The organism is Gulosibacter chungangensis (assembly GCF_008831155.1).
Lineage (GTDB): Bacteria > Actinomycetota > Actinomycetes > Actinomycetales > Microbacteriaceae > Gulosibacter > Gulosibacter chungangensis.
The window spans coordinates 207584-232049 of sequence record NZ_WBKB01000004.1; the positions used below are offsets into that span (position 1 = coordinate 207584).

General features: G+C 61.8%; 20 protein-coding genes and 2 pseudogenes. 9 read left to right on the plus strand and 13 right to left on the minus strand.

Going from position 1 to position 24466, the window contains the following annotated elements; translation table 11 throughout:
- The first annotated feature begins 31 nt into the window (after positions 1–31).
- From F8O05_RS08170 to F8O05_RS08190, 5 genes are all read left to right on the plus strand, one after another.
- The gene (locus tag F8O05_RS08170; protein WP_158052243.1) at positions 32–886 is read left to right on the plus strand and encodes an aminotransferase class I/II-fold pyridoxal phosphate-dependent enzyme; all 855 of its coding nucleotides are present in this window, start codon (positions 32–34) and stop codon (positions 884–886) included.
- On the plus strand, positions 883–2955 hold the full coding sequence (locus F8O05_RS08175) for a type I restriction-modification system subunit M (protein ID WP_318655815.1): 2073 nt from the start codon (positions 883–885) through the stop codon (positions 2953–2955). Before F8O05_RS08170 ends, F8O05_RS08175 begins: the two co-directional genes overlap by 4 nt.
- A gap of 92 nt (positions 2956–3047) precedes the next feature.
- Positions 3048–4166 (plus strand): restriction endonuclease subunit S, encoded by a 1119-nt coding sequence (locus F8O05_RS08180; protein ID WP_158052244.1) that lies wholly within the window; start codon positions 3048–3050, stop codon positions 4164–4166.
- Positions 4167–7283, plus strand: coding sequence for a type I restriction endonuclease subunit R (locus F8O05_RS08185; protein WP_158052245.1), 3117 nt, complete (start codon positions 4167–4169; stop codon positions 7281–7283).
- Between the two features lie 236 nt (positions 7284–7519).
- Complete coding sequence (locus F8O05_RS08190) at positions 7520–8725, plus strand: Fic family protein (RefSeq protein WP_192497094.1); 1206 nt, start codon at positions 7520–7522, stop codon at positions 8723–8725.
- Between the two features lie 100 nt (positions 8726–8825).
- Here the strand turns inward: F8O05_RS08190 and F8O05_RS15010 are convergent, their stop codons facing one another.
- On the minus strand, positions 8826–9278 hold the full coding sequence (locus tag F8O05_RS15010; RefSeq protein WP_225735809.1) for a helix-turn-helix transcriptional regulator: 453 nt from the start codon (positions 9276–9278) through the stop codon (positions 8826–8828).
- Positions 9279–9759 (minus strand): annotated as a pseudogene (locus F8O05_RS15285) (cupin domain-containing protein); the annotation flags it as partial.
- Here F8O05_RS15285 and F8O05_RS08200 point away from each other — a divergent pair.
- Together F8O05_RS08200 and F8O05_RS08205 are read left to right on the plus strand one after the other, a co-directional pair.
- Positions 9662–10492 (plus strand): annotated as a pseudogene (locus tag F8O05_RS08200) (arsenate reductase/protein-tyrosine-phosphatase family protein); the annotation flags it as partial. The pseudogenes F8O05_RS15285 and F8O05_RS08200 sit on opposite strands and share 98 nt — an antisense overlap.
- A gap of 20 nt (positions 10493–10512) precedes the next feature.
- Positions 10513–10932 (plus strand): arsenate reductase ArsC, encoded by a 420-nt coding sequence (locus tag F8O05_RS08205; RefSeq protein WP_158052246.1) that lies wholly within the window; start codon positions 10513–10515, stop codon positions 10930–10932.
- Between the two features lie 29 nt (positions 10933–10961).
- On the opposite strand, the gene nhaA is transcribed toward F8O05_RS08205, so the two are convergent.
- The 6 genes from nhaA to F8O05_RS08235 form a co-directional block, all read right to left on the minus strand.
- Positions 10962–12320: a Na+/H+ antiporter NhaA gene (gene nhaA / locus F8O05_RS08210; protein ID WP_225735801.1), complete on the minus strand. Its 1359-nt coding sequence runs from the start codon at positions 12318–12320 to the stop codon at positions 10962–10964.
- A 190-nt stretch (positions 12321–12510) separates the two neighbouring features.
- Positions 12511–13218, minus strand: coding sequence for a Crp/Fnr family transcriptional regulator (locus F8O05_RS08215; protein WP_225735802.1), 708 nt, complete (start codon positions 13216–13218; stop codon positions 12511–12513).
- 99 nt (positions 13219–13317) lie between these two features.
- Entirely contained in the window at positions 13318–15315 is a 1998-nt protein-coding gene (locus tag F8O05_RS08220; protein ID WP_404811362.1) for a heavy metal translocating P-type ATPase, read from the minus strand.
- Between the two features lie 43 nt (positions 15316–15358).
- Complete coding sequence (locus F8O05_RS08225) at positions 15359–15598, minus strand: heavy-metal-associated domain-containing protein (protein WP_404811364.1); 240 nt, start codon at positions 15596–15598, stop codon at positions 15359–15361.
- Between the two features lie 125 nt (positions 15599–15723).
- Positions 15724–16929 carry a chromate efflux transporter gene (gene chrA, locus F8O05_RS08230; protein ID WP_225735803.1) on the minus strand — a complete coding sequence of 402 codons (1206 nt, stop codon included), beginning with the start codon at positions 16927–16929 and terminating at the stop codon, positions 15724–15726.
- A 216-nt stretch (positions 16930–17145) separates the two neighbouring features.
- Positions 17146–17337 carry a hypothetical protein gene (locus tag F8O05_RS08235; RefSeq protein WP_225735804.1) on the minus strand — a complete coding sequence of 64 codons (192 nt, stop codon included), beginning with the start codon at positions 17335–17337 and terminating at the stop codon, positions 17146–17148.
- Positions 17338–17413: 76 nt separating this feature from the next.
- On the opposite strand from F8O05_RS08235, the gene F8O05_RS08240 reads away from it, so the two are divergent.
- Positions 17414–17914 (plus strand): VOC family protein, encoded by a 501-nt coding sequence (locus F8O05_RS08240; RefSeq protein WP_158052251.1) that lies wholly within the window; start codon positions 17414–17416, stop codon positions 17912–17914.
- Here the strand turns inward: F8O05_RS08240 and F8O05_RS08245 are convergent.
- From F8O05_RS08245 to F8O05_RS08260, 5 genes are all read right to left on the minus strand, one after another.
- Positions 17911–18759 (minus strand): HpcH/HpaI aldolase/citrate lyase family protein, encoded by an 849-nt coding sequence (locus F8O05_RS08245; RefSeq protein WP_158052252.1) that lies wholly within the window; start codon positions 18757–18759, stop codon positions 17911–17913. The two genes, F8O05_RS08240 and F8O05_RS08245, sit on opposite strands and share 4 nt — an antisense overlap.
- Before the next feature lie 133 nt (positions 18760–18892).
- Complete coding sequence (locus tag F8O05_RS08250) at positions 18893–19972, minus strand: flavin-containing monooxygenase (protein ID WP_192497095.1); 1080 nt, start codon at positions 19970–19972, stop codon at positions 18893–18895.
- Between the two features lie 73 nt (positions 19973–20045).
- Complete coding sequence (locus tag F8O05_RS15240; protein WP_318655816.1) at positions 20046–20444, minus strand: zinc-binding metallopeptidase family protein; 399 nt, start codon at positions 20442–20444, stop codon at positions 20046–20048.
- Positions 20350–20889, minus strand: a complete 540-nt coding sequence (locus F8O05_RS15245) for a M20/M25/M40 family metallo-hydrolase (protein ID WP_318655817.1) — start codon at positions 20887–20889, stop codon at positions 20350–20352. The genes F8O05_RS15240 and F8O05_RS15245 overlap by 95 nt, the downstream gene beginning before the upstream one ends.
- A 171-nt stretch (positions 20890–21060) precedes the next feature.
- Complete coding sequence (locus F8O05_RS08260; protein ID WP_158052253.1) at positions 21061–21999, minus strand: zinc-binding dehydrogenase; 939 nt, start codon at positions 21997–21999, stop codon at positions 21061–21063.
- A 167-nt stretch (positions 22000–22166) separates the two neighbouring features.
- Here F8O05_RS08260 and F8O05_RS08265 point away from each other — a divergent pair, with 167 nt between their 5' ends.
- Positions 22167–24464: an ABC transporter substrate-binding protein/permease gene (locus F8O05_RS08265; protein WP_158052254.1), complete on the plus strand. Its 2298-nt coding sequence runs from the start codon at positions 22167–22169 to the stop codon at positions 24462–24464.
- Positions 24465–24466: the final 2 nt, after the last annotated feature.

Consider the following 24466-nt stretch of genomic DNA (forward strand, 5'->3'; position numbering starts at 1 on the left):
ACCGCACAGCATCCTTGGTCACAATGGCCGCATGACGCAAGCCGACCCGCTCGAAACCCTCCGCCAGCGAACGAGCTCGAAGTGGACGTCCAACGACCCCGACGTGCTCCCGATGTTCGTCGCCGAGATGGACTTCCCGCTCGCCCCGGCGATTCAGGATGCGCTTCGTCATGCGATCGAGATCGGCGATAGCGGCTATGTGAATCCTCGTGACCGGAGCGTCGCGGAGGCGTTCGGGTCGTTTGCGCACGACCGCGAAACCCTCGCGACCCTGTCAACGATTGTCGAGCACCATGGCGCGACGGTCGTGAGCGACGAGATTCACGCGCCGCTCGTCCACCGCGGGGTCACCTTCACGCCGTACCTGACGGTGTCGGAAGCCGCACGTGAGCACCGTATCGCTGCCGAGTCGGGCAGCAAGGCCTTCAACCTGTCCGGGCTAAAAACGGCGATGTTCGTGGCGGCATCAGAGCGGATGCACGCGCTCATTCAGGAGCTCCCCGACGAGGTGGGCTACCGCACCGGACTCTTCGGGTTCCTCGCGACGCGCGCCGGGTTCGAGCGGTCACGTGACTGGCTGGACAGCACCCTCGAGACCATCGAAGGCAAATTCTCGCTCCTGCGTGAACTCCTCGACGAGCGGATCCCGCAGATCGGGATGCATCGGGCCGAGGCGAGCTATCTCACCTGGCTCGATCTTCGCGCACTCGGCTGGGGCGATAACCCATCGAAGCACGCGCTCACACACGGGCGTCTCGCGTTGTCGAAGGGGTCGGCGTTCGGCAAGGAGGGCGCAGGTTTCGCGCGAATGAACCTGGCCTGCGCACCGGAGACGGTCGAGGATGCGGTGGAGCGGATCGTGCGCGCGACGGAGCATGGCGGGTGAGAGCGACGATTGTCGGCGGCTCCCGTAAGGTCGACAAGTACGACAATTCAGACTTCACAGGGGTAATTCGAGTGTCGATTCAGTTCAACCACCCGCAGTTCATCTGGTCTGCTGCCGACCTCCTGCGGGGTACGTACAAGCAGCACCAGTACGGCGACGTCATTTTGCCGTTCACGGTGCTTTCGCGATTGGATGCGGTGCTCGCGCCGACGAAGCCGGCGGTGCTTGCAGCGGTCGAGGGCTTCGACCCCGATGCCGAGCCGCCGAGCGCAATGCTGCGCGTGCGCGCCGGCCATGAGTACAGCTTCTTTAACCGCTCGAAGCACGACCTCAAGACGCTGCAGGGTGACCCGGACAGCCTGGAAGAGAACCTGCGCGACTACGTGAACTCGTTTTCGAGCAACGTGCGCGACATTTTCGAGAAGTACAAGTTTGAAGAGACGATCGCCGACCTCGCGGCGAACGACCTACTGCTGCAGATTCTGCAGCACTTCGCGAAGGCGAACCTGCACCCGAGCGTGGTCGACAACGAGAAGATGGGCCACATCTTCGAGGAGCTCATTCGCAAATTTGCGGAGGCCTCGAACGAGACCGCGGGTGAGCACTTCACGCCGCGTGAGGTCGTGAAGCTCATGGTGTCGATCCTGCTCGCGAACGAGGAAGACCTGACGACGCCGGGCGTGATTCGCGACGTGTACGACCCCACCGCCGGTACCGGCGGCATGCTCTCGGTCGCCGACGACGAGATCAAGGCTCTCAACCCGAGCGCCCAGGTGAACCTGCTCGGGCAGGAGCTCAACGCGTCGTCGTACGCGATCTGCAAGGCCGACATGGTGGTGAAGGGCCAGCCGATCGACAACATCGTGCACGGCAACACCCTCACCGAGCCCGCGTTCAAGAACCGCACCTTCCACTACGGTCTCTCGAACCCGCCGTTCGGGGTCGACTGGAAGCAGTCGCGCACCGTGGTGACGACCGAGCACGAAGTTGCCGGGTTCGACGGGCGATTCGGCCCTGGCCTGCCCCGCGTGAGCGACGGATCGATGCTCTTCCTCATGCACCTCATCTCGAAGTTGCGCGAGCCAAGCGGCACGGGCGAGCCTGGCGCTCGCGGTGGCGGCAAGGGCGCGATTGTCCTCAACGGTTCGCCGCTGTTTACGGGCGGTGCGGGTTCGGGGGAGTCAAACATCCGCAAGTGGGTGCTCGACAACGATTACCTCGAGACGATCATCGGGCTGCCGACCGACATGTTCTACAACACCGGCATCAGCACCTACGTGTGGATCCTCAACAAGGACAAGCCAAAGGATCGCCACCGCAAGGTGCAGCTCATCGACGCGACCGCGATGTTCCGCAAGATGCGCAAGAGCGTCGGCTCGAAGCGCAAGGAAATCAGCGAAGACAACATCGTCGAGATCGTGAAGCTGTACGAACAGTTTCGTGAGACTGAGCACTCGAAGATCTTCGACACGACTGATTTTATGTACCGCACGATCACGGTCGAGCGCCCGCTGCAGCTCAACTACGCGTTCGCGCCCGAGCGCATCGAGCGGGTACTCGCGCTGAAGTCGGTCGAGAAGCTGGGTGAGGATGCCGTGGGTCGCCTCCGCGACGCCCTCGAGCGCGCGGACCAAGATTCAATACAGGATGCGGCGGGTGAGATCACGCACAGCCGCACCGAGTTCCAAGCGAAGTTCATGACTGCCGCAACTGCTGCGGGCCTCGCGTTGAAGCCTGCCCTCGTGAAGACGATCATCGATGAACTCGGCGAATACGACGAGAACGGCGAGATCGTGAAGAAGGCTGGCAAGCCCGTGCCGGATGCCTCGCTGCGCGACACGGAGAACGTGCCGTGGGACGAAGACATCCACGCCTACCTCGAGCGCGAAGTGAAACCATTCGTGCCCGCCGCGTGGATCGACGAGAGCAAGACCCGTGAGGGAGCCGAAATCCCGTTCACGCGTCACTTCTACAAGTACGTGCCACCGCGACCGCTCGAAGAGATCGACCGCGACCTCGACGAGGTCCTCGGCCGAATCCGCGCCCGACTCGAGCAGGTGAAGGCGTGAGTGTTACTTTCCCGACTGTGCGCCTCGATCGAGCCGTCAATCGGGTAGCTCCGACCAAGTCAGATTCTGAGTACCGCCTTGCACTCGAGTCAGTGGAGTCCTGGACTGGTCGACTTACCGATTCGCCCGTTGTTGAAACAGAGACCATCGGAAACGCCTTCTGCGACGGCCAGATCTTGTTCGGGAAACTCCGACCGTACCTTGCCAAAGTCTGGGTTTCGGATCGGCCCGGCGCTTATGTAGGGGACTTCGTTCTGCTGGATCCAGATGCAGGATTTGATGCACACTTCCTCGGGTACGTGATGAGAACGCCAGAATTCATTAGACGTGTCTCGGCGGAATCGTATGGTTCTAAGATGCCACGCGCTGAATGGGACCAGCTTCGGTACCTCGAAGTGCCGGCACCACCACTCGACGAGCAGCGGCGCATCGCGGACTACCTCGACCACGAAACCGCCGAAATTGATGCGCTTGTTGACGAGATGAAGTTGGTTTTGACGCTGTTGGCCGAGCGGACTCGGTCCGACGTGGATTCAAAGTTCGCGACTTGTTTTGAACACGCGACGATTGCAGGACTGCGCAACCAACTTATGGAAGTTGACGAACGCGCAGGTGACCGGGCGAGGGCTGACGACTTGCTCTCCGTTTCCATTCATCGCGGAGTGACCAGGTGGGTAGATGAAACAGACGACCTTCCCCGTGCTGAAGACTTGTCTCGATACAAGACTGTGCGTGCGGGAGACCTGGTCCTAAATAGGATGCGCGCGTTTCAGGGTGCAATCGGAGTCTCGAAATGGGACGGCATAGCGAGTCCCGACTACGCGGTGTTACGCCCTGGCAGTGGGTTAGATCCGCTCTACGCCGTACGACTTATCAAATCGACCCGTTTTCTGCAGGAAATCTCTAAGAACCTGCGTGGTATCGGGAGCGATGATTCGGGAGTCGTGCGGACTCCGCGGGTCAGCGTTCGAGACTTGATACGCATTCCCGTTCGCTTGCCCAGCTTGGTTGAGCAAAAGGAGATTGTCTCGGAACTCGATGAAATGGAGACTTTCAATCTGGAACGCCAACGCGATGCTCAGAGGGCTATTGATCTTGCAATGGAGCGGCGGGCGGCTCTGATCTCGGCAGCGGTGACCGGACAGATTGACGTCACCGAGAAGCGCACGCCAGTCGCCGAAGAACTCGAGAGCACCCTCGCGGAGGCATAAATGAGTAATAAGCATCAGGAACTCGCGTTTCAGCGGCACATCGCCGACTACCTCGCCGCGCACGGCTGGGAGCGCTCCGAGAACTCCGTCGGCTACGACAAAGAACGCGCGCTCTTCCCCGAAGACCTGCTCGGGTGGCTCGAAGACACCGATCCCAAGAACTTCGCCAAGATCGTGCCGCCCGACGCCGACCCGGCGACGCGCGCGAAAGGTGAGCGGCGCATCCTCGACCGCGTCGCGAAACAGCTCGCCGCACCCGAAGCACACGGCGGCGGCACGCTCGCAACCCTGCGCAAGGGATTCGACATTCCGGGAGCGAAGCACTTCAGCCTGCTGCAGAACCCACCCGCCGACAATCGCAACGAGAATCTCATCGCGCGGTACACGCAGAACCGGCTGCGTGTCGTGCAAGAGGTCGTCTACTCGACTAGGAAATCCGACCGCATCGACCTCGTGCTGTTCCTCAACGGGATCCCGGTCGCGACAATCGAACTCAAAACCGACTTCACGCAGTCGATGCAGCACGCCCTCGACCAGTACAAGCATGACCGGCTGCCGCACGGCGAGCCGCTACTCACCGAGTTCCGCGGGGCGCTCGTGCATTTCGCGGTCACCGATAGCGAAATCATGATGACCACGAAGCTGCAGGGCGTGGGCACGACGTTCCTGCCGTTCAACCGTGGCCACGACAACGGCGCGGGTAATCCGCCGGTCGAGGGCAAGCACCGCACCGCATACCTCTGGGAAGAGGTGCTCGAGCGCGACGCGTGGCTGCACATCATCTCGAAGTTCATCTACGTCAACCACCAGACCAACGTGAACCCCGTCACGGGTGAGATCGAAGAGAAGGCGCACGTGCGCTTCCCTCGCTACCACCAGTGGCGCGCCGTCACGAAGCTGACCCGCGACGCGCGCGAGCACGGATCGGGCAACAACTACCTCATCCAACACTCGGCCGGCTCGGGCAAGACCGACTCGATCGCCTGGACGGCCCACCGCATGGCGACCCTCCACACGCCCGAAGGTGACAAGGTGTTCGACGGCGTCATCGTCATCGCCGACCGGCAGGTGCTCGACCGGCAGTTGCAGGACGCCGTCGACCAGCTCGTGAATACGACGGGGCAGTTCCAGCCGATCACGCGTGGCACCGAGGGATCGAAAACTGCGCACCTCATCGAGGCGCTCAGCGCTGGCGTGCCAATCATCGGCGTGACGCTGCAGACCTTCCCGCACGCACTCGCGAAGATCCACGAAGAGGGAGGCGTGCTCGCCGGCAAGAAGTTTGCGATCATCGCCGATGAGGCCCACTCCTCCCAGACTGGCGACTCGGCCGCGTCCCTCCGCGAGCTGCTCTACGGTGGCGAGGCGCCGGCATCCGCTGAAGACGAAGAAGAGATCGGTGCCGATCAGGACGCGCTCGTTCGCATGGCCGCTCGCGCTGACGAAGACGACAGGCTCAGCTTTTTCGCGTTCACGGCGACGCCCAAGGCGAAGACGCTCGAGCTGTTCGGCACGAAGGGGAGCGACGGCAAACCCGAGCCGTTCGACCTCTACTCGATGAAGCAGGCGATCGAGGAGGGGTTCATCCTCGACGTGCTGAAAAACTACACGACCTATGAGCTTGCCGCGCGGATCGCCCTCAACGCCGAGGCGCACGCCGAAGGCGAAGAAGTCGAGGTGGATGCGCGGAAGGGCGCGCGGGCGTATATCGGGCACGTTGAGCTGCATCCCACCAACGTGTCTTCGAAGGTCAAGGTCATTCTTGACCACTACCAGGAGACGGTGCGGCATCACCTCGGGGGCCGCGCCAAGGCGATGGTCGTCACGTCATCGCGTGCGGCCGCGGTTAAGTACGCGCGGGCATTCGCGAAGGCGATCGAGCGTGACGGCCTGCCGTTGAAGACGCTCGTCGCGTTCTCGGGTGAGGTGCCCGACCCCGACGTCACGGTCCTGCCCGGCGTCGAAGCGCCGACCGTGACCGAAGCATCCATGAACCCCGCCGCCCGCGGCGGCGATCTCGCCAAGACGTTTGCGCAAGACGGCCAGAACATCCTGATCGTCGCGAACAAGTACCAAACCGGGTTCGACCAGCCGCTGCTCGTCGCGATGTACGTCGACAAGCAGCTCTCGGGAATCTCGGCCGTGCAGACTCTCTCGCGGTTGAACCGCAGGGCGGAGGGCAAGACCGAGACGTACGTGCTCGATTTCGTGAACGACGCGCAGCAGATTCTCGAGGCATTCCAGGTCTATTACGAGGATGCATCCATTCAGCAGGAGTCGGACATCGACCTCGTGCCGGACATCGCGCTGAAGCTCGACATGCAGCAGATCTACACGCGTTCCGAGGTTGAGCGGGTGTGGGAGGGGTGGTCCGCGACGAGCGGGAAGCGAGACGCGCTGTCTTCGCTGCTCGACCCCGCGTTCGATCGCTTCAAGCACCGCTGGAGCGACGCGGTGTTGCACGGTGACGACGAGGAGCGCGAGAAACTCGAAGACTTCCGCACGACGCTGGCGCAGTATGTGAAGGCGTATGCGTTCTTCTCGCAGCTGCTGAACTACCAGGAGCCGTACTACGAGAAGCTTTCGGTGTTCGCCGATCTGTTGTCGCGGAAGCTGCGGGCGTTCCGCGCCGATGCTGCCGACGCCGAAGCCATCGACGTATCCGACGTCGTGCTGACGCACTACAAGCTCGAGAAGCTGCGGGACGAAGACCTCCAGCTGCACTCGGGCGATGCCGACGGGCTGCGCGGCATGACCGAGGCCGGGCTTGCGAAGGTGCGGGAGCAGGAGCGCACCTCGAAGGACGAGCTCATCGAGGTCGTGAACAAGTACCTCGGTGATCTGGATGCGCTGCCCGAGTATCAAGTCGCGTTCGTCGACACGATGCAGGCGGAAGTCGCGGAGGACGAGGACCTCGTCGTGCAGTCGGTGAACAACTCGAAGGTCGACTTCAAACACTCGCCGAGACTCAAGCTCGTGCTCGAAGAAGCGCTGTGGAGAAACGGTTCGTCGCACAACGAGGTGCGCTCTGCTGCGCAGAAGAAGCCGATCGACGACCTGATCGAGCTCTTTCTCGAGGCCGGGTTGTATGAGTATTTGCGGGAGCGTGCGGGTTAGTCGAACCGTCGGCCGTCTCCGCCCGGGAGTAGAAGCGGGAGATGCTCTCCCAGCGATGCCCGACGCACTGGGATGAGCTGCCGGTCGCGGTCGCGTGAGCACTCCGAGACCCTGCAGCCATATGGCTCTGGGGTCCGGGAGGGAAGCTTGCTGAAGGCGAAGAGTTGGGATTGCTTTTCGCTGATTCCCTTGCTTAGAGCTGAACATGCGCAACAAAACACGGTATTGTCTTGCTTATGGATCTCAATGCGTTCGTAGATGACTCGATGGGTTCCCTCGTCCCGATCCACGGCACGGACACGTTCGACGGTCCGTGGGAGCATCGCGCATTCGTTCCGAGTCCGCTTCCTGAGAGGGCTCCAGAGTTGGATGGCACCGCGTACATGGCTGTGGCCAACGCGCGAGCAGCGCTTGCAGCGCTCGACAGCACGGCTCGGCAGCTTCCGAACCCTCAGCTGCTGCGCTACCCGACCCTGCGCCGCGAAGCTCAGAGTACGTCCGCTCTCGAGGGGACCTATGCACCGCTTCAATCGGTGTTGACGGCCGACACGGATCGCCCGAGCACGGTCGCGATGACCGAGATCCTCAACTATGTGCGGATGGCTGAGTTCGGTTTCACGGAGGCGCTGAGAGGCCGAGCGACTTCGCTGTCGCTGCTGAATTCACTACAGGGTATTCTCATGCAGGGCACGCATCTGGAAGAAGAGTCGGGTCGAGTGCGAGAGTCCCAGGTCGTCATCGGTCGACGGGACAACGCGCCTCCGGGGGAACTGCCGGTGCGGGCGTCGCGATTCGTTCCGTCACCTCCGGGGCTGCCGCTGGAAGCGAATCTCCGTGATCTCGCTGATTGGATGCAGGTAGATCGCAGAACGTCCATTGACCCGGTCGTGGCCACGGCGATGGCTCACTACCAGTTCGAGACTCTCCACCCGTATCGCGACGGCAATGGTCGCCTGGGGAGGTTCCTCATCGTTCTGCAGCTCCTGCATGAAGGGGTGCTCGCTGAGCCGACGCTCACGGTGTCACCCTGGTTCGAAGCTCGCAGATCCGAGTACTACGACCGACTGCTCGCGGTGAGTACCGATGGAGCCTGGAACGGCTATGTGACGTTCTTTGCTCGGGGGCTGGATGCTTCAGCGAAACAGACGCTCCGCCAGCTCAACGCGTTGGTGAAGGTGCAGGGGGAGCTGAAGGAGCAGATCCGTGGATCGAACCTTCGCGCGGACTCGTACCACTCCCTGGTCGACCTGAGCATCGCGACGACCTCCTTCACGGTGAAGGCAGCCGCTGATTCGCTGCAGCTGTCGCCTCAGCGCGTGCGGGACTTGGTGGGTGCACTGGTCGAGCTGAATGTCCTGCGTCCGCTCAACGAGAATTCTCGAAACCGACGGTTCTATGCACCGAAGGTGATCGAGGTTCTCCTCGACGACGAAGTAGCGTGAGGTACTTGCATCCTGCGCAACGCGATGGGCGTTCTCATCGCCGCACTCGAACTTGAGCTCGAAGTCGTTCCACCTCACGCATCCGCAGCGTAGACCACAACTAGTCGAGCGTCCCGGCAGTATCCACAACCACAACATTCGACGCGGCCCACTCCCGCGGCGTCTGCCCGACGCGCTGGGCGAATGCACGCGAGAAGGCGGGGGTCGTCGCGTACCCGACTTCGCTCGCGACGTGCCCCACCGGGTTGCCGCGCCGGAGCAGATCCTGCGCGATGAGGATGCGCCAGTCGGCGAGGTAATTTGCGGGTGTCTCACCGACGACCCGCTTGAATCGCTCGGCGAAGGCGCTTCGACCCATGCGCGCTTCACTTGCAAGCCGTTCGATGCTCCACGCATACTCCGGATGCTCGTGCATCGCAGTCAGGACGGGCGCGAGCTCCGGATCAGCGAGTCCCGCCAGTAACCCCCGGGGCATCCCGAGCTCGGCGACGTGATCGAAGAGCCAGCGAAATAGCTGGATGAGCACCACTTCGAACAGGCGATCGATGGGCAAACGGTCGCCGCACCGAGCTTGATCCACCTCCGCGAACAGCAAGTCGAGCGACGGCGCCAGCGTCGGCACCCTGTCGAGCGGCAGCACGATGACGGGCGGCAGTGCGCATCAGAGGATGCTCACTGCCCGTGCCGACATCGAGGGTCGCGCACGCAAAATCGGAATACTCGGTCGGCGCATTGTGAAACGCGTGATCGAGGGGACGCGGGTAGAACAGCAAGCTCGGCTCGTCGACCTGGAAATGCTGCGGCCGCGCGCCCGGGTCTCGGTGGGTCACGCCCATTTCACCGCGGCGGAGCACGTGGAGGAACCCACGACCGGGCTGTGCGTCAAACGCCGTCACTCCGCAAAGCGGACCGGTGTGGAACAGGTGCGCGCGGAGCGACCTCGCAGAACTCGCCGACGTGTCGCAACCGACGATCTCGCACCATCTGAAGGTAATGAAGGAGACGGGGACACTCGCCTCCGAACGGCGCGGCACCTGGGTGTACTACCGCATCGTGTCTGAACGCCGCACCGCGGTCACCGCCCTTCTCGACGCCTTCGCACCGGCCACCGTTTCCAACGTTGCAGCGGTCGAGGGCGAGGATCGCACCGAAGCCCGGAGGAGGATGGATGCCCGCGTGACCCGCCTCGCAGGAGAACTCGCCGACGAACTCACCGACCTCAACCGCGACCTCGTGATGGCGATCGTCCGCGAGTCCTACGCGGGCCTCGTGCGATCCGCGAAGTTCACGCAGCACATGATCCCGCTGACGGAGCGGTTCGCACGCCAGCGGCTGGCCGACCTGACCCGTGACCGAAGTAATGGGGTTCCGCAGGTGCTGTTCGTGTGCGTGGCGAACGCGGGCCGTTCCCAGCTCGCCGCCGCGATTACAAACGAGCTCGCAGACGGCCGCGTGATCGCCCGGTCGGCTGGGTCGACCCCGGCCGCCGACGTCCCCCCGCAGGTGCGCTCCCTGCTCGCTGAGATCCAGGGCGACCGGGAAACGGGCGAGGCGTTCCCGAAGCCGCTGACCGATGATGCCGTGCGTGCCGCGGATGTTGTAGTGACGATGGGCTGCGGGGATGTGTGCCCGATCATCCCCGGCGTCCGCTACGAAGACTGGACGGTCGGCGACCCCGCCCTCGCCTCCGAAGAAGGCGTCGCGGTGATCCGAGACGACATCAAAGCCCGCATTCGCACCCTGCTCGACACCCTCGCGACCCACTGAGCGAAAGAACACCGATCATCATGACCCAAGCATCGTTGAAGCCGTCCGTACTGTTCGTCTGCGTGCATAATGCGGGCCGCTCGCAGATGGCCGCAGGGTTCCTCAGAGACTTCGCAGGTGACCGCATCGACGTTCGCTCAGCAGGCTCGATCCCTGCTGAGCAAATCAACCCCGTCGCGGTCGACGCCATGCGCGAAGTCGGCATCGACATCACCCCCGAACGACCCAAGATCCTCACCACCGAAGCCGTACAGGCCTCGGATGTGGTGATCACGATGGGCTGCGGTGATGCCTGCCAATTCTTCCCCGGTAAGCGCTACGAAGACTGGAAACTCGCTGACCCCGCAGGTCAGGGCCTCGACGCCGTGCGGCCCATCCGTGACGAGATCAAGGAACGCATCGAAGCACTCTTCATTGACCTTGTTAGACAGGAGAACTAAACAGGCTCCCGCAGAGAACGCCGGAGCAGTTATCGTTCGCCATCGTCCTGCTGGTAGATGTCCGGGATGCCATCCCCATCGGCATCCACAGCGTCTCGTTCGCTGATCTTTCGGTAGCCGCGGTTCCTCACCGTCAGGACGATAGTCGCCAGTCCGGCGGCGACCACAGAAGCGAGAAGGATCGCGACCTTGGCGTGGCCATGCTCTGCGCTTCCAGGAGCAAATGAGAGCTCAGCGACCAGAAGCGACACCGTGAACCCGATTCCAGCGAGGAGACCGACTCCGGAGAGGTCGATCCAACGCAGCGCCGGGTCCAGCCGGATGCGGGCGATCTTGCTCACCAGCCAAGTCGTAACCAGGATGCCGATGGGTTTGCCGACGACGAGTGCGGCGATGATCGCGATCGTAAGGGGGTCGGCGAGCGCGGAGACGAATCCCTCGACCCCTCCGATGGCGACGCCCGCGGAGAAGAACGCGAATACCGGCACTGCAAGCCCCGCCGACAACGGCCGGAACCGGTGCTCGAACTGTTCCGCGAGCCCCGGCCCAGCATCATCAATATGGTCGTGTTTGTGGTGCAGGACAGGGATCGTGAATCCGAGGAGCACACCGGCGATGGTGGCGTGGATCCCGGAAGCGTGCATAAACGCCCACGCCAGGACACCGATGGGAAGCAGGATCAGCCACGCCGCTGCCGGATGCAGACCGAAGAATCGGCGGGAGAGTTGCGCGATCAGCCCGTACACGATGATCGCGACAACCGAGAGTAGTAGCGGGAGCAGGCTGATGGTATCGGTATAGAACAGCGCGATGATCCCTATCGCGATCAGATCGTCCACGACAGCGAGGGTAAGCAGGAATATCCGCAATGGGCCCGGCAGGTGCGAGCCGATCAACGCGAGCACCGCGACCGCAAACGCGATGTCCGTGGCAGTCGGGATCGCCCACCCGCCACGGAGCCCGGGATCGCTACCAATGACGGCGAGGTAGATGAGTGCGGGGATAGCGACCCCGCCCACCGCTGCGGCGATCGGCACGACGGCGGTGCGTATCTGGCGGAGATCACCGGCGACGAACTCGCGTTTGAGTTCGAGTCCGACGAGGAAGAAGAAGATCGCAAGCAGCCCGTCCGCCGCCCACCCTCCTAAGGTCAGCTCCAGATGCCAGGGCGCGTATCCGATGCGGAAGTCCCGTACTGCGAAGTAGCTCTCCGCCCAGGGTGAGTTCGCCCATACGATGGCGACCGCGGCGAGTGCGACCAGGAGCATCCCGCCGACGGTCTCCTTGCGGAGTACCTCGTCAATGCGTACCGCCTCCCGATAGCTCCCGCGAGCGGGGAACGCCGAACGGCGACGCGAACGAACAGGCCGAGGAGTGGGCGTGGACATTGAACCTCCGGGAATGGTTGACAACAGAACCGTCGACCAGGCTTCCCGACACTCCACACCCATCCTACCCTCGACCAGCATCATGACGAGATCAGATGCCACACATCTACTACGCCACACCCGCCGATGCCGGGCTCGATGCCAGGCCTGTGGCTGGCCACCAGCGCTATGGATGCATTCGTCAGGCTGCTTAGAAGCGAGTCCCGAGCGCGGTCAGAGCATCAATATCGAGAATGGTCACGCTGCCGCCTGCACCCTGGTCGATTACCTTGGCGTCGCTGAGAGCTCGCAATTGTCGACTTAACGACTCCGGAGTGGTATCTAGAAGTGATGCAATGTCTTTCTTGGGGAGCGGCAGCACCACCACGGGATGCGCATCCCCATGGCGGCGTGAAGGTAACGTGAGCAGGTAATCGGCCAGTCGAGAGCTCACATCACCGGTGATCACGGCGGCCAGTCGTGTTTCTGCTTCGCCTAGCCGCCTACTCAGGCTTTGCAGCATCCGGATACCGATGCTCGTGTGCTGCTCGACGAGCTTGCTGAGATCCTCATGTCGGAATACGCACAGCTCAGTGTTTTCGATGGCGGTAGCGGCGTGATCAGGTGTTGTGCCGGTGAGGAAGGCGGACTCGCCAATGAAGTCGCCCGGGCCAAGTATCCGAATGATCTGTTCGTATCCATCGGGACTCGTACGTGACACCTTGACACGTCCGGTGTGCATGACCATCAACTGTGACACGTCGCTTCCCGCCAGATAGAGCTGCTGATCACGATCAAATTGAGAGGGGCGCGCGACGCGGGCAACTTCCAACTGCTCGCTAACGCTCAGGCCTTGAAAGAGCGGCACCAGGCTCACGCAGAGTTCGGATGCTTCGCTGGATGCTCCTTGTGTAGGCAACAGTTGTTCCTTCCTTTCTCCTCAGTATTGCAATGATGCTTGGCCAACCGAGACCTGAACCCGACGCGTTCCCAGATGACGACATCATGGGGGAGTCGTCTACTTACTTCTCGCGGAAGCCTCGACTACGTTTCGGGCTGAGCGTTCGGTGTTCGACGTGGCTGTGTCATTTCGGCTATTGCGGAGCAATCGCATCGCGTTGAGGATCACAATGAGCACCGACCCTTCGTGAACGAGCATGCCTACCGACATCGTCACGCCGCCGGAAAAGACACCGACCAGAAGCAAGATCACGGTGATGAGCGCGATTGCGATGTTTTGCCGCATGATGTTTACAGTGCGCCTGGCGAGGCGGATCGCTTCGGGAAGCTTCAGCAGGTTGTCGCCCATCAGGGCGATGTCTGCCGTCTCGACGGCGACCGCGGAACCTGCGGCTCCCATCGCCACCCCGATGTCTGCTGTTGCCAAGGCAGGAGCGTCGTTGACTCCGTCACCGACCATCGCGACGACGTAGCCTTCGTTCTGCAACTGGGCGACAGCATCCAGCTTGTCTTCCGGCAACAGTGACGCATGAATTTCATGGATGCCCGTGGCACGGCCGATCGCTTCGGCAACCAGGCGTGTGTCACCGGTCAGCATGACAACCTTCTTGACCCCATTCGCAGACAGCCGTCGAATCATCTTGGACGCATCTTCCCGAATCGCATCCGCCACAGCGACAATACCGATCACCGCATCATCCACCGCGACGATCATTGGTGTCTTACCCTCGGATGCCAGTGTGTTGACGGCAGCAACAGCGGTTGATTCGACGACGACGTCGTATTCCTCGAGCAACGGGATGTTGCCGACCAGCACCCGCCGATTCGCGACCGCTGCGGAAATTCCCTTTCCTGTCACGGGGGTGACCGCGCCGGGAATGCCTTCGGGCGCAACGCCCTCCTCGCGGGCCGCGTCGATGAGGGGTCGCGCGAGTGGATGCTCGGACCCGGCTTCCGCGGCAGCAGCCCACCGCAGCACGTCGCGTCGGAGTAAGTCGCGTTGGAGCACGACGACGTCAGTGAGCACCGGGCGACCTTCGGTCAGAGTGCCGGTCTTGTCGACAGCAACAGCGGAGATTTTCGCAGTGGTCTCCAAATACTCGCCACCTTTGATGAGGATGCCATTTCGCGCTGAGCGGCCGATACCGGCGACGATCGCAACGGGAATGGAAATCACAAGGGCACCCGGGCACCCAATGACCAGCAGCGTCAACGCGAGCACAACGTCGCCAGTCAGAAGTCCGGCGAGCAGTGCCAGAATCATCACGGCAGGGGTGTACCACTTTGAGAAACGGTCGATGAACGCTTGGGTCTTGGCCTTCGCGTCCTGCGCTTCTTCGACACGGTGGATGATGCGCGCAAGCGTCGTATCAGCGCCGATTCCCGTGGCCATCACTTGCAGGAACCCACCGCGGGAAATCGTCCCGGCGAACACGTGATCCGACGCGGCCTTTTCAGCTGGAATGGATTCGCCGGTGATCGAGGATTCATCAATCGCGCCGGTTCCCGAGACGACTTGCCCATCAACGGGTACTTTCGCGCCGCTCTTCACGAGCACTATTTCACCCGGTCGCACCTGTCCCGCAGGTACCTCCACTTGGTCACCATCTCGGAGCACCACGGCGTTGTCGGGTGCCACCGCGACCAATGCCGCCAGTGCCGACCGGGTCTTGTTCATCGTGCCCGCTTCGAGAGCGTGCCCGATTGCAAACAAGAACGTGACGGCCGCAGCCTCCCAAAAATTTCCGATGATCGTTGCGCCGATCGCCGCGATCGCTACCAGCAGATCGATGCTGATGAACCTCACCATCAGCGCACGGAACGCCTTGACTACGATGCCGTAACCCGCGACCACCGAGGCAACAAACATGAAGGCATTGGCGAGTGTAAAGACATCACCGGACCCGTGGACGTGTGCACCGGCGTGCACCCACCACCGCGGTCCAATTGCGATATTGGCGCTGCCTCCGAGGAGGTGTTCAATGCTCAAAGAAGCGAGAATCAAGAAACCAGAAACAACAGGTACGAACCAGTTGCTGCGTCTCCATCTGCGCATTGCGTCCACGAATACCACCGCCTTTCGTCGAGAGAATTGAGCGCTAGAACGCTGAGGCTTTGGACTTATAGCCAGCCTTATCCACTGCCGCGATCAGGTCCTCCACGGAGGACTTCGACGCGTCGTGATCGACCTCGATTCGACCGGAAGCGAAATGGACGGTGACGTTTTCGACGCCGTCGAGACGGCCCACCTGCTTCTCGATCTTGGACACACAAGACGGGCACGAAAACCCTTCGGCCCGTAAAAGGGTTTGGACTGTTTCAGATGTGTTGCGCACGATGCCTTCCCTCGATAGTTTTTCAGGGTTGATCGGGACATTTCCCTATCTGTTGGTGACTCTATCGAGAGGCATCAAGTTTGGCCTTGACGTAGATCAAGTCCAGTTGTTCGACCGCAGAATCGTGACTACAGCAGCAACCAACCAAGAACCGCCGCGGCGATAACCACTGCCCAAGCCGGTGCCTTCCACATTCGGAGGGCAACGAAAGCGGCCGCGGCGATCGCTAGCGTCAGCGGGCTTGTGATTCCGAGCGTAAATACGGGGGCGTAGAGCGCTGCAGCAAGAATCCCCACGACACCGGCGTTCACCCCCATGAGGACGCGCCGGGCGTGACTGAAGTGACGCACCCGCTCCCAAAATGGCAGAACACCGATCACAAGCAACGCTGCCGGTAAGAAGACCGCAATCAAAGCGATCGCTGCGCCAACGAGGCCCGTGGGACCCAGCTCATTCATGGCGCCAAGGTACGCGGCGAATGTGAAAAGCGGGCCCGGCACTGCCTGTGCCGCGCCGTAGCCAGCGAGGAATGCATCCGCCGAAACCATACCGGTCCCGACGACTTCGGCCTCCAGCAACGGGAGAACGACATGTCCACCGCCGAATACCAGTGCGCCGGCGCGGTAGAAGCTATCAAAGAGCTGTGCCACAGAGTTGCCGGTGGCCGCGACCACGAGCGGAAGCGTAATCAACAGCGCGCCGAAGATAGCGAGGCTTCCGATGGCGACGGGGCGAGGGACCGAGAAATGCTTCATTGGTTCGGATGCGTCCGGTGCTTCAGTGCGAAGCCAGACCAAGCCGATGAGGCCTGCTGCAACGATGGCGATGACCTGCACAGCAACATGGGGGATAAGCAACACTGCGATCAGGCTGAGCAGCGCGATTGTTGCGCGCTTGGCATCGGGCGTGAGCGTGCGAGCCATACCGAAGACTGCGTGTGCCACCACCGCAACCGCCGCGGCTTTCAATCCGCTAATCCAACCTGCATCCGAGAGATCACCGAACGACGCGACCCCGAACGCGAAGCCGACTAGGACAATTGCGGACGGCAGGGTGAACGCGGACCAAGCCGCTAAGAGACCCCAGAGGCCTGCGCGTTGCAGGCCGATGGCCATGCCCACCTGACTTGATGCTGGACCGGGGAGAAACTGGCAGAGGGCAACCAAATCCGCGTACTCGCGGTCGTTCAACCAGCGCCTACGTTCGACAAACTCCTCGTGAAAATATCCGAGGTGCGCGACTGGGCCGCCGAATGAGGTCACCCCAAGCCGAAGAAAAACACGGAACACTTCCCAGACATTCTTTGGGCGGAGGCGAACAGAAGAGGTGGTCACACATCCATGGTGCCCCGTCGGGAGACGGCGCCGGGCCGAGTTCACGAACAGTTCACTCGCGGCGGAGCTCATGCGAAATGCGGGACCAAAGCAGTCAGCATCACTCGAGGCAGCGCGCTCCAGAGCTAATCAGCTGGCAGCGAGCGTCGGTAGTGGCTCGGCGATGTCAACGAGTTGATTCGCAAGGAGAGCTTCATCGCCCGGAGCGCCGAGCTCTTACGCCACAAGATTGCACGCCGGATACGCAATGAGGTGCTGCCGGGAGCTGCGCCCCGGTTCGATGTTCCATTCCGGAATCCAGAACCACCGCACAAATGCCGCGAGGTCGCCGGTGACAGGCTCGCGGTGAAAGGTCGGAAGTGGTGCCGGGTACAGCACCCCGCGCGAGGCGGCCGGGTTCGAACTCACACTCGGCATTGTATTCACGGAGAATGTGGCGCGAATCTTCAAGCCAGGTGGCCCGCACTCGTCATAGATTTGCCTCATGAATACTGCAGCGAATGGTCAATACACCGATCACGGCACGCCCAAAAGTGCCAGTAGCCTGACCCCGTTCTTGGCGATCCCAAACGCCCGTGAAGCCATCGATTTTTATCGGGATGTGTTTGGGGCGCGAGTCGTTGATGTCACGGAGATGGGCGGAGCCGTCGTTCACGCCGTGCTCGACTTCGGGCACGGACAGCTTCAACTTGGCGAGCCGGTGCCTGACTACCGACTTGTTGCCCCACCCGCGGGCGAAGATGACTGCTATTCCATGGGGCTTTATGTGCCAAACGTCGACGAGGTGGTGGCCGCGGCCGAAGCTGCGGGCGCGGTGATCCGCGAGCCAGTCATGAATTTTGTTTCAGGGGACCGCTATGCGAGCATCCGCGACCCGTTTGGAATCCGTTGGTCAATCATGACCCGCATCGAGGACATTTCGGAAGAAGAGAGCGCCCGCCGCGTCGCTGAGTGGGCAGCGACGCAGCAGGAACAAAATAGCTAGGCTGGGTCAATCCCGAACGCGCGAGCGAGTCCGTCGATGCGTTCCGCACGGTGCAAACGCGGCAGGTCACTGCCATCGCGAACCACGCGGCCGCGGGCATTGAACTCAGCGAGGAACTCGCGCGCCCAGCCGACATCCGACGCTGGCGGGCTGAACATTTCGTTAATCACCGGCAGCTGGTTCGTGTCGAGGCAGAGCTTGCCGGTGAGCCCGAGGCTTACTGCGGTTTCGGATTGCTCGCGCAGGATCGGGTGGCTCTTGCTCACCGTCGGGCCGTCGATCGGTCCGGTCAAGCCTGCGATTGCGCTCGCCACCGTGAGGCGAGAGCGCGGATACGACATCGCAAGATCGGTGGCGGAAGTACCGGTGTCGCGGCGATAGTCACCGCTGCCGAAGGCGAGGCGGAACACACCCTTGGCCTGCGCAATCTCGACGGCACGCTCGATACCGATTGCAGATTCAATGAGCGGAATCACGGGGGTGGTGCTGCCCAAACGCTCAAAGGTTTCGGTGACCTGATCGGCGGATTCAACCTTGGCGAGCATCACACCAGAAAGCCCCGAATTGCCGCGCAACAACTCCACGTCGTCTTCCCAGTAGGAAGTACCGTGGACGTTAAACCGCACCCACGCGTCGTTCTCCTCCGCAAACCACTTCAGCACCGACTCACGCGCGCTGTCTTTTTGGGAGGGGTCCACACCGTCTTCGAGATCAAGGATGAGCTGGTCGCTGCGAGATGCGCGAGCCGCATCGAAGCGGTCTTCGGCGCGAGCAGAAAGCAGCAGCCAGGATCGCGAAATTTCGGCGGGGACGGGCGGCTTGGTGGCCGCGGTGGGGCTAGTCATTCATATTCCTTTGTGTCGCCAGGCGGATTACACCCGGATGAGTTTTCCAGCAGGATGGGATGCTCGCGAATATTGGGGGATATCTCGCGTGGGATCCGCTGAAGTTTGGAGGTCATTTCGCAGCAGGGTGCAGTTATGCAGCCTTAGCCGGAGTTGCAAGTCGTTCCATCGCGGCTACCGCGGCCTTTCGGCCAGCGCGAGTCGCGCCTACGGTCGAAGCGGATGCGCCGTAGCCGACAAGCAGGATGCGCGGGTCACGATCAACCTGCACCACGCCGGTCGTGCGTACCCCGCCGCCGGGCTCGCGCAGGTGCAGTGGCGTGAGGTGATCGAGGTCGGGGCGGAAGCCGGTGGCCCAGAGGATGACATCGGTGGCGACGCGTTTGCCGGATTCAAACACCACCGCATCGCGTTCAATCCGTGCGATCTTCCCGTCCGAAACGAGTCGGCCACGGTCGCGCGCCGCGAGGTATTCGGGCCAGGGTGGGATACCGGTATTGCGCACCACACTGTGGGGGACAAGTCCGGCGCTCGCCCGCGCATCCACCCGTTCTTCGACGGCCACGCCCCAGCGTTCGTCGAAAGGATCCTCAACCCAGTCGGGTTCCCGACGCGTCGACCAGGTAGTGGTGGCACCTGCCTGTTCGAGCATCAGGATGAACTGCACCGCGGAGAGGCCACCCCCAACTACGACGACGTGCTTGCCAGCGAAGTCGTCAGAGCACCAATAGTCCACGGTGCGCAGCTGCAGGCCTTCGAAGTTGTCGGCGCCGGGAGCGTAGGGCACGAACGGCTTCGTCCAGGTGCCAGTTGCATTGATCACCAGCCGGGTCTGCCAGGTTCTTGAGCCGGCACGAACCTCGAGGGGTGCATCCGGAGCACTGCCGAGCGAGCGTACTTCGTCGACCTTCACGGGGCGCTCGATTGGCAGCGCGAACTTTTGCTCATATTCGCCGTAGTAGCGGGAGACCACCTCGGATGCGGGCTCGGTGGGGTCCGGTTCGCCGAGCTTGAGCCCGGGCAAATCGTGCACGCCGTGGGCTTTGCCGAGAGTGAGTTCGGGCCAGCGGTGTCGCCAGGCACCGCCGGGGCCGTCGTTGCGATCAAGCACGACAAAGTCTTCCCAGGGCTTCAACCCACGGCGCTGCAACCAGTAGGCGGCGGTGAGACCAGCTTGCCCCGCGCCGATGATGACCACTTCCAACAGCCTCATACTCTTTTGTAACGGGAATCTGCGCGGATTACTTCCCGAAGGCCGCTCCGATCTCCGCGAGGGATGCGCTGCCTCAGGACTCGCCGCCGAGGTAAACGAGCGCAGCAACGGCGGCGGCGCGAGTCATCGTCTCGAGCGTGGGATCAATCGCTGGCGCGAAGAACGGCGAGTGGTTCGCAGGGATATCGGACTCCGTGGATTCCGGAGCGCGTGCGGCAGCGAGCTTGTCGGGCGGGGTCGATCCCACCATCCAATAGGTATAGGGAATGCCGAAGGCATCCGGAATCGTGCTGAAATCTTCGGATGCCGTGTTCGGCTCGGTGTGGAAGACCTGCTCCGTACCAAAATGCGCACGAAATGCTTCGGTGACGCGGTCGTTAACGAGCGGGTCGTTGGTGGTCAGCGGGAACTGGTCGTAATACTCGAACGTAGGTTCTTCGGGAGAACCTGATGCCTGGCATTCGCTCCGCACGACGCGGCACCTTCTCGACCAGCGCATCCGCCACCATCGCGCGAGCACCCGCTGCGGTTTCTTCCGCCGGCTGGAAGAGCGCCACGTGCGTCCCAGACCATGAACCCCGGTGGTCGCTGAGCAACTTCACCGCACCGAGTAGCGCGGCGATGTGAAAATCGTGACCGCAAGCGTGCATCACGCCATCGATGGTGGATGCGTAATCCAGGCCCGTCTGTTCCGTTAACGGCAGCGCATCCATATCTGCCCGGGAGAGGACTATTGCGCCTGGACCGTTTTCAAGGACACCGACCACGCCGGTGCCGCCGATCCTCTGCGGCCGATAGCCGAGCGCGGCAAGTTTTTCTTCGACCCGCTCAGCCGTCTGCCGCTCTTCGAGACTCAACTCGGGATGGCGATGAAAGTGTTTATAGAGCTGCCGCTGCCAGTCGAGCTGCGCATCCAAGCACTTAAATATCTCCGCCTTCACGATGGCCTTTCGCTCGGAACATGAACACCCCGAATCGTACGCCCGGATGCCTGAAATCACTGCCGAAAGGCACTGACCATGCTGTGAAAGTGGCGGCCCCGCTTCGAGAAGCGGGGCCGCCATCTAGTCGGTGCGGACCGAAATGGATTATTCGGCGACCTTCGCAACCAAGCGGCCCTTCGCGGTGCCGTCCTGGAGCATCTTGATGCCTTCCGGAATTTCCTCGAAGTCGATCTCGGTGAGCACCGGCTTGAGCTCGCCGGAGGCCATCCACTTCATGACCGAGGCGATGTCTTCCTTCGAACCACCGTTGGAGCCGATCAGCGAGACCTTGCCGAGGATCAGTGCGTTGGTGCTGATCGTTGCCTCGAGCTTGCCCATGCCGACCTGGACCACGACGCCCTCGCGCCGGACCGTTTCGATGGCTGCAGCGGTCGTGGTGCCGAAACCGGCGTAGTCGATGATGACGTCAAGTTCGTCATCCTTGAACTCGCTGATGTCCTTAGCGACCTTGACGGCGCCTGCTTCTTTTGCTCGGTCCCAGACCGATTCGTTGACTTCGGCGACGTAGATTTCGGCACCTTCGAGATGCGCAACTCGCGCACCGATCTGGCCGAGGCCACCAAAGCCGATGATGCCGACCTTCTGGCCAGCCTTCACGCCACCGGTGGACAGTGCGCCCACGGAAGTCATACCCGCGTCGGTCGCGGCCGCGGCCTGAGCGAACGAAACGCCTTCCGGGATACGTACGAGCTGCTCGGCGTCTGCCTCGGCGCGTGCTTCCCAGCCGCCATTAACGCCGTAACCGAAAGGACCGATCATCGGCCAGACGGCGACCTTGTCGCCAACCTTCCAATCGGTGACCCCTTCGCCAACTTCACTAATCACGCCAGCGGTTTCGTGACCGGGGACCACGGGAGTGTCCATAATCGCGAGCCAGCCTTCGTCTTCCAAAATGCCGACATCAGAGTGACAGAGGCCTGCTGCCTTCACATCCACGACGACCTTGCCGGGGCCTGCGGTGGGCTCGGGGATATCCGTGCGCTCGAACGGCTGGTGAGTGGTGTGGAACATCCAGGCTTTCATCGAATTCTCCTTATTCAATTCCATGCATAATCATGCAAATGTCACTTTAGTTTATCCCGCGCGCTAATTCTGCGCATGGCCGATGCTAATGCGCTGAGCGAACACCAAGGTTGCTAGCCTGAGGCGAAAGCACGCCGATAGAAGTCAGAGACGACTAAAGGAATCCAATGGCATTCATAACGCAATCTGCGAATTGGTGGCGGGCTCACCGCACAGCAATTCTGTCTAGTTTCGCCGCCCTATTGATTTTGTTGCTCACCGTGGGTGGGGCTAACTCAATCGCCAGGGCGGTCACGAGCCAATCGGAAGAGGGCTCGAGCGCGGTCGAGGGACAAACCTTCACGATCGCCACCGACACCACCTGGGCCCCCTTTGAATTCGAACGCGATGGGGAACTGCGCGGCATCGACATCGACCTCATAAACGCGGTCGCCGAGAACCAAGGCTTCAACGTCAAGATCGATGTGCTCGGCTTCGACGGTGCGCTCGCGGCCGTACAAGCAGGTCAAGCCGACGCCGTGATGGCAGGCATGTCCATCACCGACGAGCGCAAGGAAATCTTCGACTTCTCCAACCCGTACTTCGACTCGGGTATTCAAATGGCGGTCGCCAAGAATGACGATTCGATCGCATCCTATGAGGACCTCGCGGGGAAGACCGTCTCGGCCAAGACCGGCACTGAAGGCTACGCCTTCGCGGAGCAACTCGCTGGCGAATACGGGTTCACCGTCACCGGCTTCCAAGATGCCGCGGATGCGTACAGTGACGTGACCTCGGGCGGCTCGGTCGCAGTCTTCGACGACTATCCGATCCTCGCGTATGGCATTGCTACCGGGAACGTCGACCTGAAGACGGTAACCCCGCAAGAGAAGGCATCCAGCTACGGCATGGGCGTCAAGAAGGGGCAGAACGCCGAACTTCGCGAAGCCTTCAACGAGGGGCTGATGAACCTCATTAAGGACGGCACCTACCAGGCCATCCTCGAGGACTACCTCGGCGACGACGCTCCCGACGCGACCACGATCGGCAACGGTCAGGCGGTGCTCGGGAACGAACAGCTCGAACCGGGCGAACCCGGCGAGCTCCCGGTCAACCCGAACTTTGCCACCGACACCCCGGTCACCAACGGCAAGTTCATCATCGCCACCGACACCACCTTCGCGCCGTTTGTCTTCCAGGAGAGCGGCCAGAACGTCGGCATCGACATGGACCTGATCCGTGCGATTGCGGCCAACCAGGGCTTCGAAATCGAGATTCAAACCCTCGGATTCGATGCGGCACTGCAAGCCGTTCAGTCGGGTCAGGCCGACGGCGTGATCGCGGGTATGGGGATTACGGACGAGCGGAAGCAGGTCTTCGACTACTCGGAGCCTTACTTCCAGTCGGGCACTCAGATGGCAGTCGCCGTCGAAAGCGACATTGAATCCTATTCGGATCTCGCGGGACAAACTGTCGCGGTGAAGACCGGAACCACCGGGTATGACTTTGCGCAGTCCCTTGCCGAGGAATACGACTTCACGATTAACGCCTTCCAAGACTCGGCCGACATGTACAACGATGTCGCTGCGGGTAACTCTGCGGCCACCTTCGAGGACTCACCGGTCCTGCAGTACGGCATCGCATCGGGCAATGTTCCGCTCAAGCTCGTCACCGATCCAGAACCGGGTTCTGAATACGGATTTGCGGTAAACAAGGGGCAAAACGCGGAACTGCTCGAGATGTTCAATGAGGGTCTGCAGAACGCCATGGATTCCGGCGCGTATCAGCAGATCATCGACCGCTACCTCGCCACCGACCAGGACGAATCAACGGGCACCTCCTTCTTCGCCCTCGTGGCGAACGCCTTCCCGTCGCTGATGTACGGTCTCGGGCTGACGCTCATCGCGACCTTCCTCTCGCTCATCTTCGCGATGATCTTGGGTGTGCTGTTCGGCATCCTGAAGCTCTCCGGGAACGTGTTCTTGCGAGGGCTCGCGGGCGCCTACGTGAACATCTTCCGTGGCACCCCGGTGCTGGTGCAGGCGTTCTTCTTCTACTTCGGTGTGCCAGCCATTACCGGCCAGCCACTGGACGCCCTCACCGCCGGTGTGATCACATTGTCGCTCAACGCGGGTGCCTACATCACCGAGATTGTGCGCGGTGGTGTGCAGTCGGTGGACACCGGCCAGATGGAAGCCTCGCGTTCACTCGGTATGAGCTGGGGTTCGTCAATGCGCAAGGTCGTGATGCCGCAGGCATTCAAGATCATGACGCCGAACCTCATCAACCAGCTCATCATCACGCTGAAGGACACCTCGCTGCTCTCGGTACTCGGGTTCGCCGAACTCACGTACCAGGGTCGTATCGTCATTGCATCCACGTTCCGTTCCTTCGAGATCTGGCTCGTGGTCGGCGCGATCTACTTCATCGTGATCTGGCTGCTGACGCTGCTGTCCAACTATTTCGACCGCAAATTTAATAAGTAGGG

Excerpts from the sequence above, each read along its gene's own strand:
- F8O05_RS08170 (WP_158052243.1), top strand. The coding sequence starts at position 32 with ATGACGCAAGCCGACCCGCTCGAAACCCTCCGCCAGCGAACGAGCTCG.
- F8O05_RS08185 (WP_158052245.1), top strand. The coding sequence starts at position 4,167 with ATGAGTAATAAGCATCAGGAACTCGCGTTTCAGCGGCACATCGCCGAC.
- F8O05_RS08190 (WP_192497094.1), top strand. The coding sequence starts at position 7,520 with ATGGATCTCAATGCGTTCGTAGATGACTCGATGGGTTCCCTCGTCCCG.
- F8O05_RS08205 (WP_158052246.1), top strand. The coding sequence starts at position 10,513 with ATGACCCAAGCATCGTTGAAGCCGTCCGTACTGTTCGTCTGCGTGCAT.
- nhaA (WP_225735801.1), bottom strand. The coding sequence starts at position 12,320 with ATGTCCACGCCCACTCCTCGGCCTGTTCGTTCGCGTCGCCGTTCGGCG.
- F8O05_RS08220 (WP_404811362.1), bottom strand. The coding sequence starts at position 15,315 with ATGCGCAGATGGAGACGCAGCAACTGGTTCGTACCTGTTGTTTCTGGT.
- F8O05_RS08240 (WP_158052251.1), top strand. The coding sequence starts at position 17,414 with ATGAATACTGCAGCGAATGGTCAATACACCGATCACGGCACGCCCAAA.
- F8O05_RS08245 (WP_158052252.1), bottom strand. The coding sequence starts at position 18,759 with ATGACTAGCCCCACCGCGGCCACCAAGCCGCCCGTCCCCGCCGAAATT.
- F8O05_RS08250 (WP_192497095.1), bottom strand. The coding sequence starts at position 19,972 with ATGAGGCTGTTGGAAGTGGTCATCATCGGCGCGGGGCAAGCTGGTCTC.
- F8O05_RS08260 (WP_158052253.1), bottom strand. The coding sequence starts at position 21,999 with ATGAAAGCCTGGATGTTCCACACCACTCACCAGCCGTTCGAGCGCACG.
- F8O05_RS08265 (WP_158052254.1), top strand. The coding sequence starts at position 22,167 with ATGGCATTCATAACGCAATCTGCGAATTGGTGGCGGGCTCACCGCACA.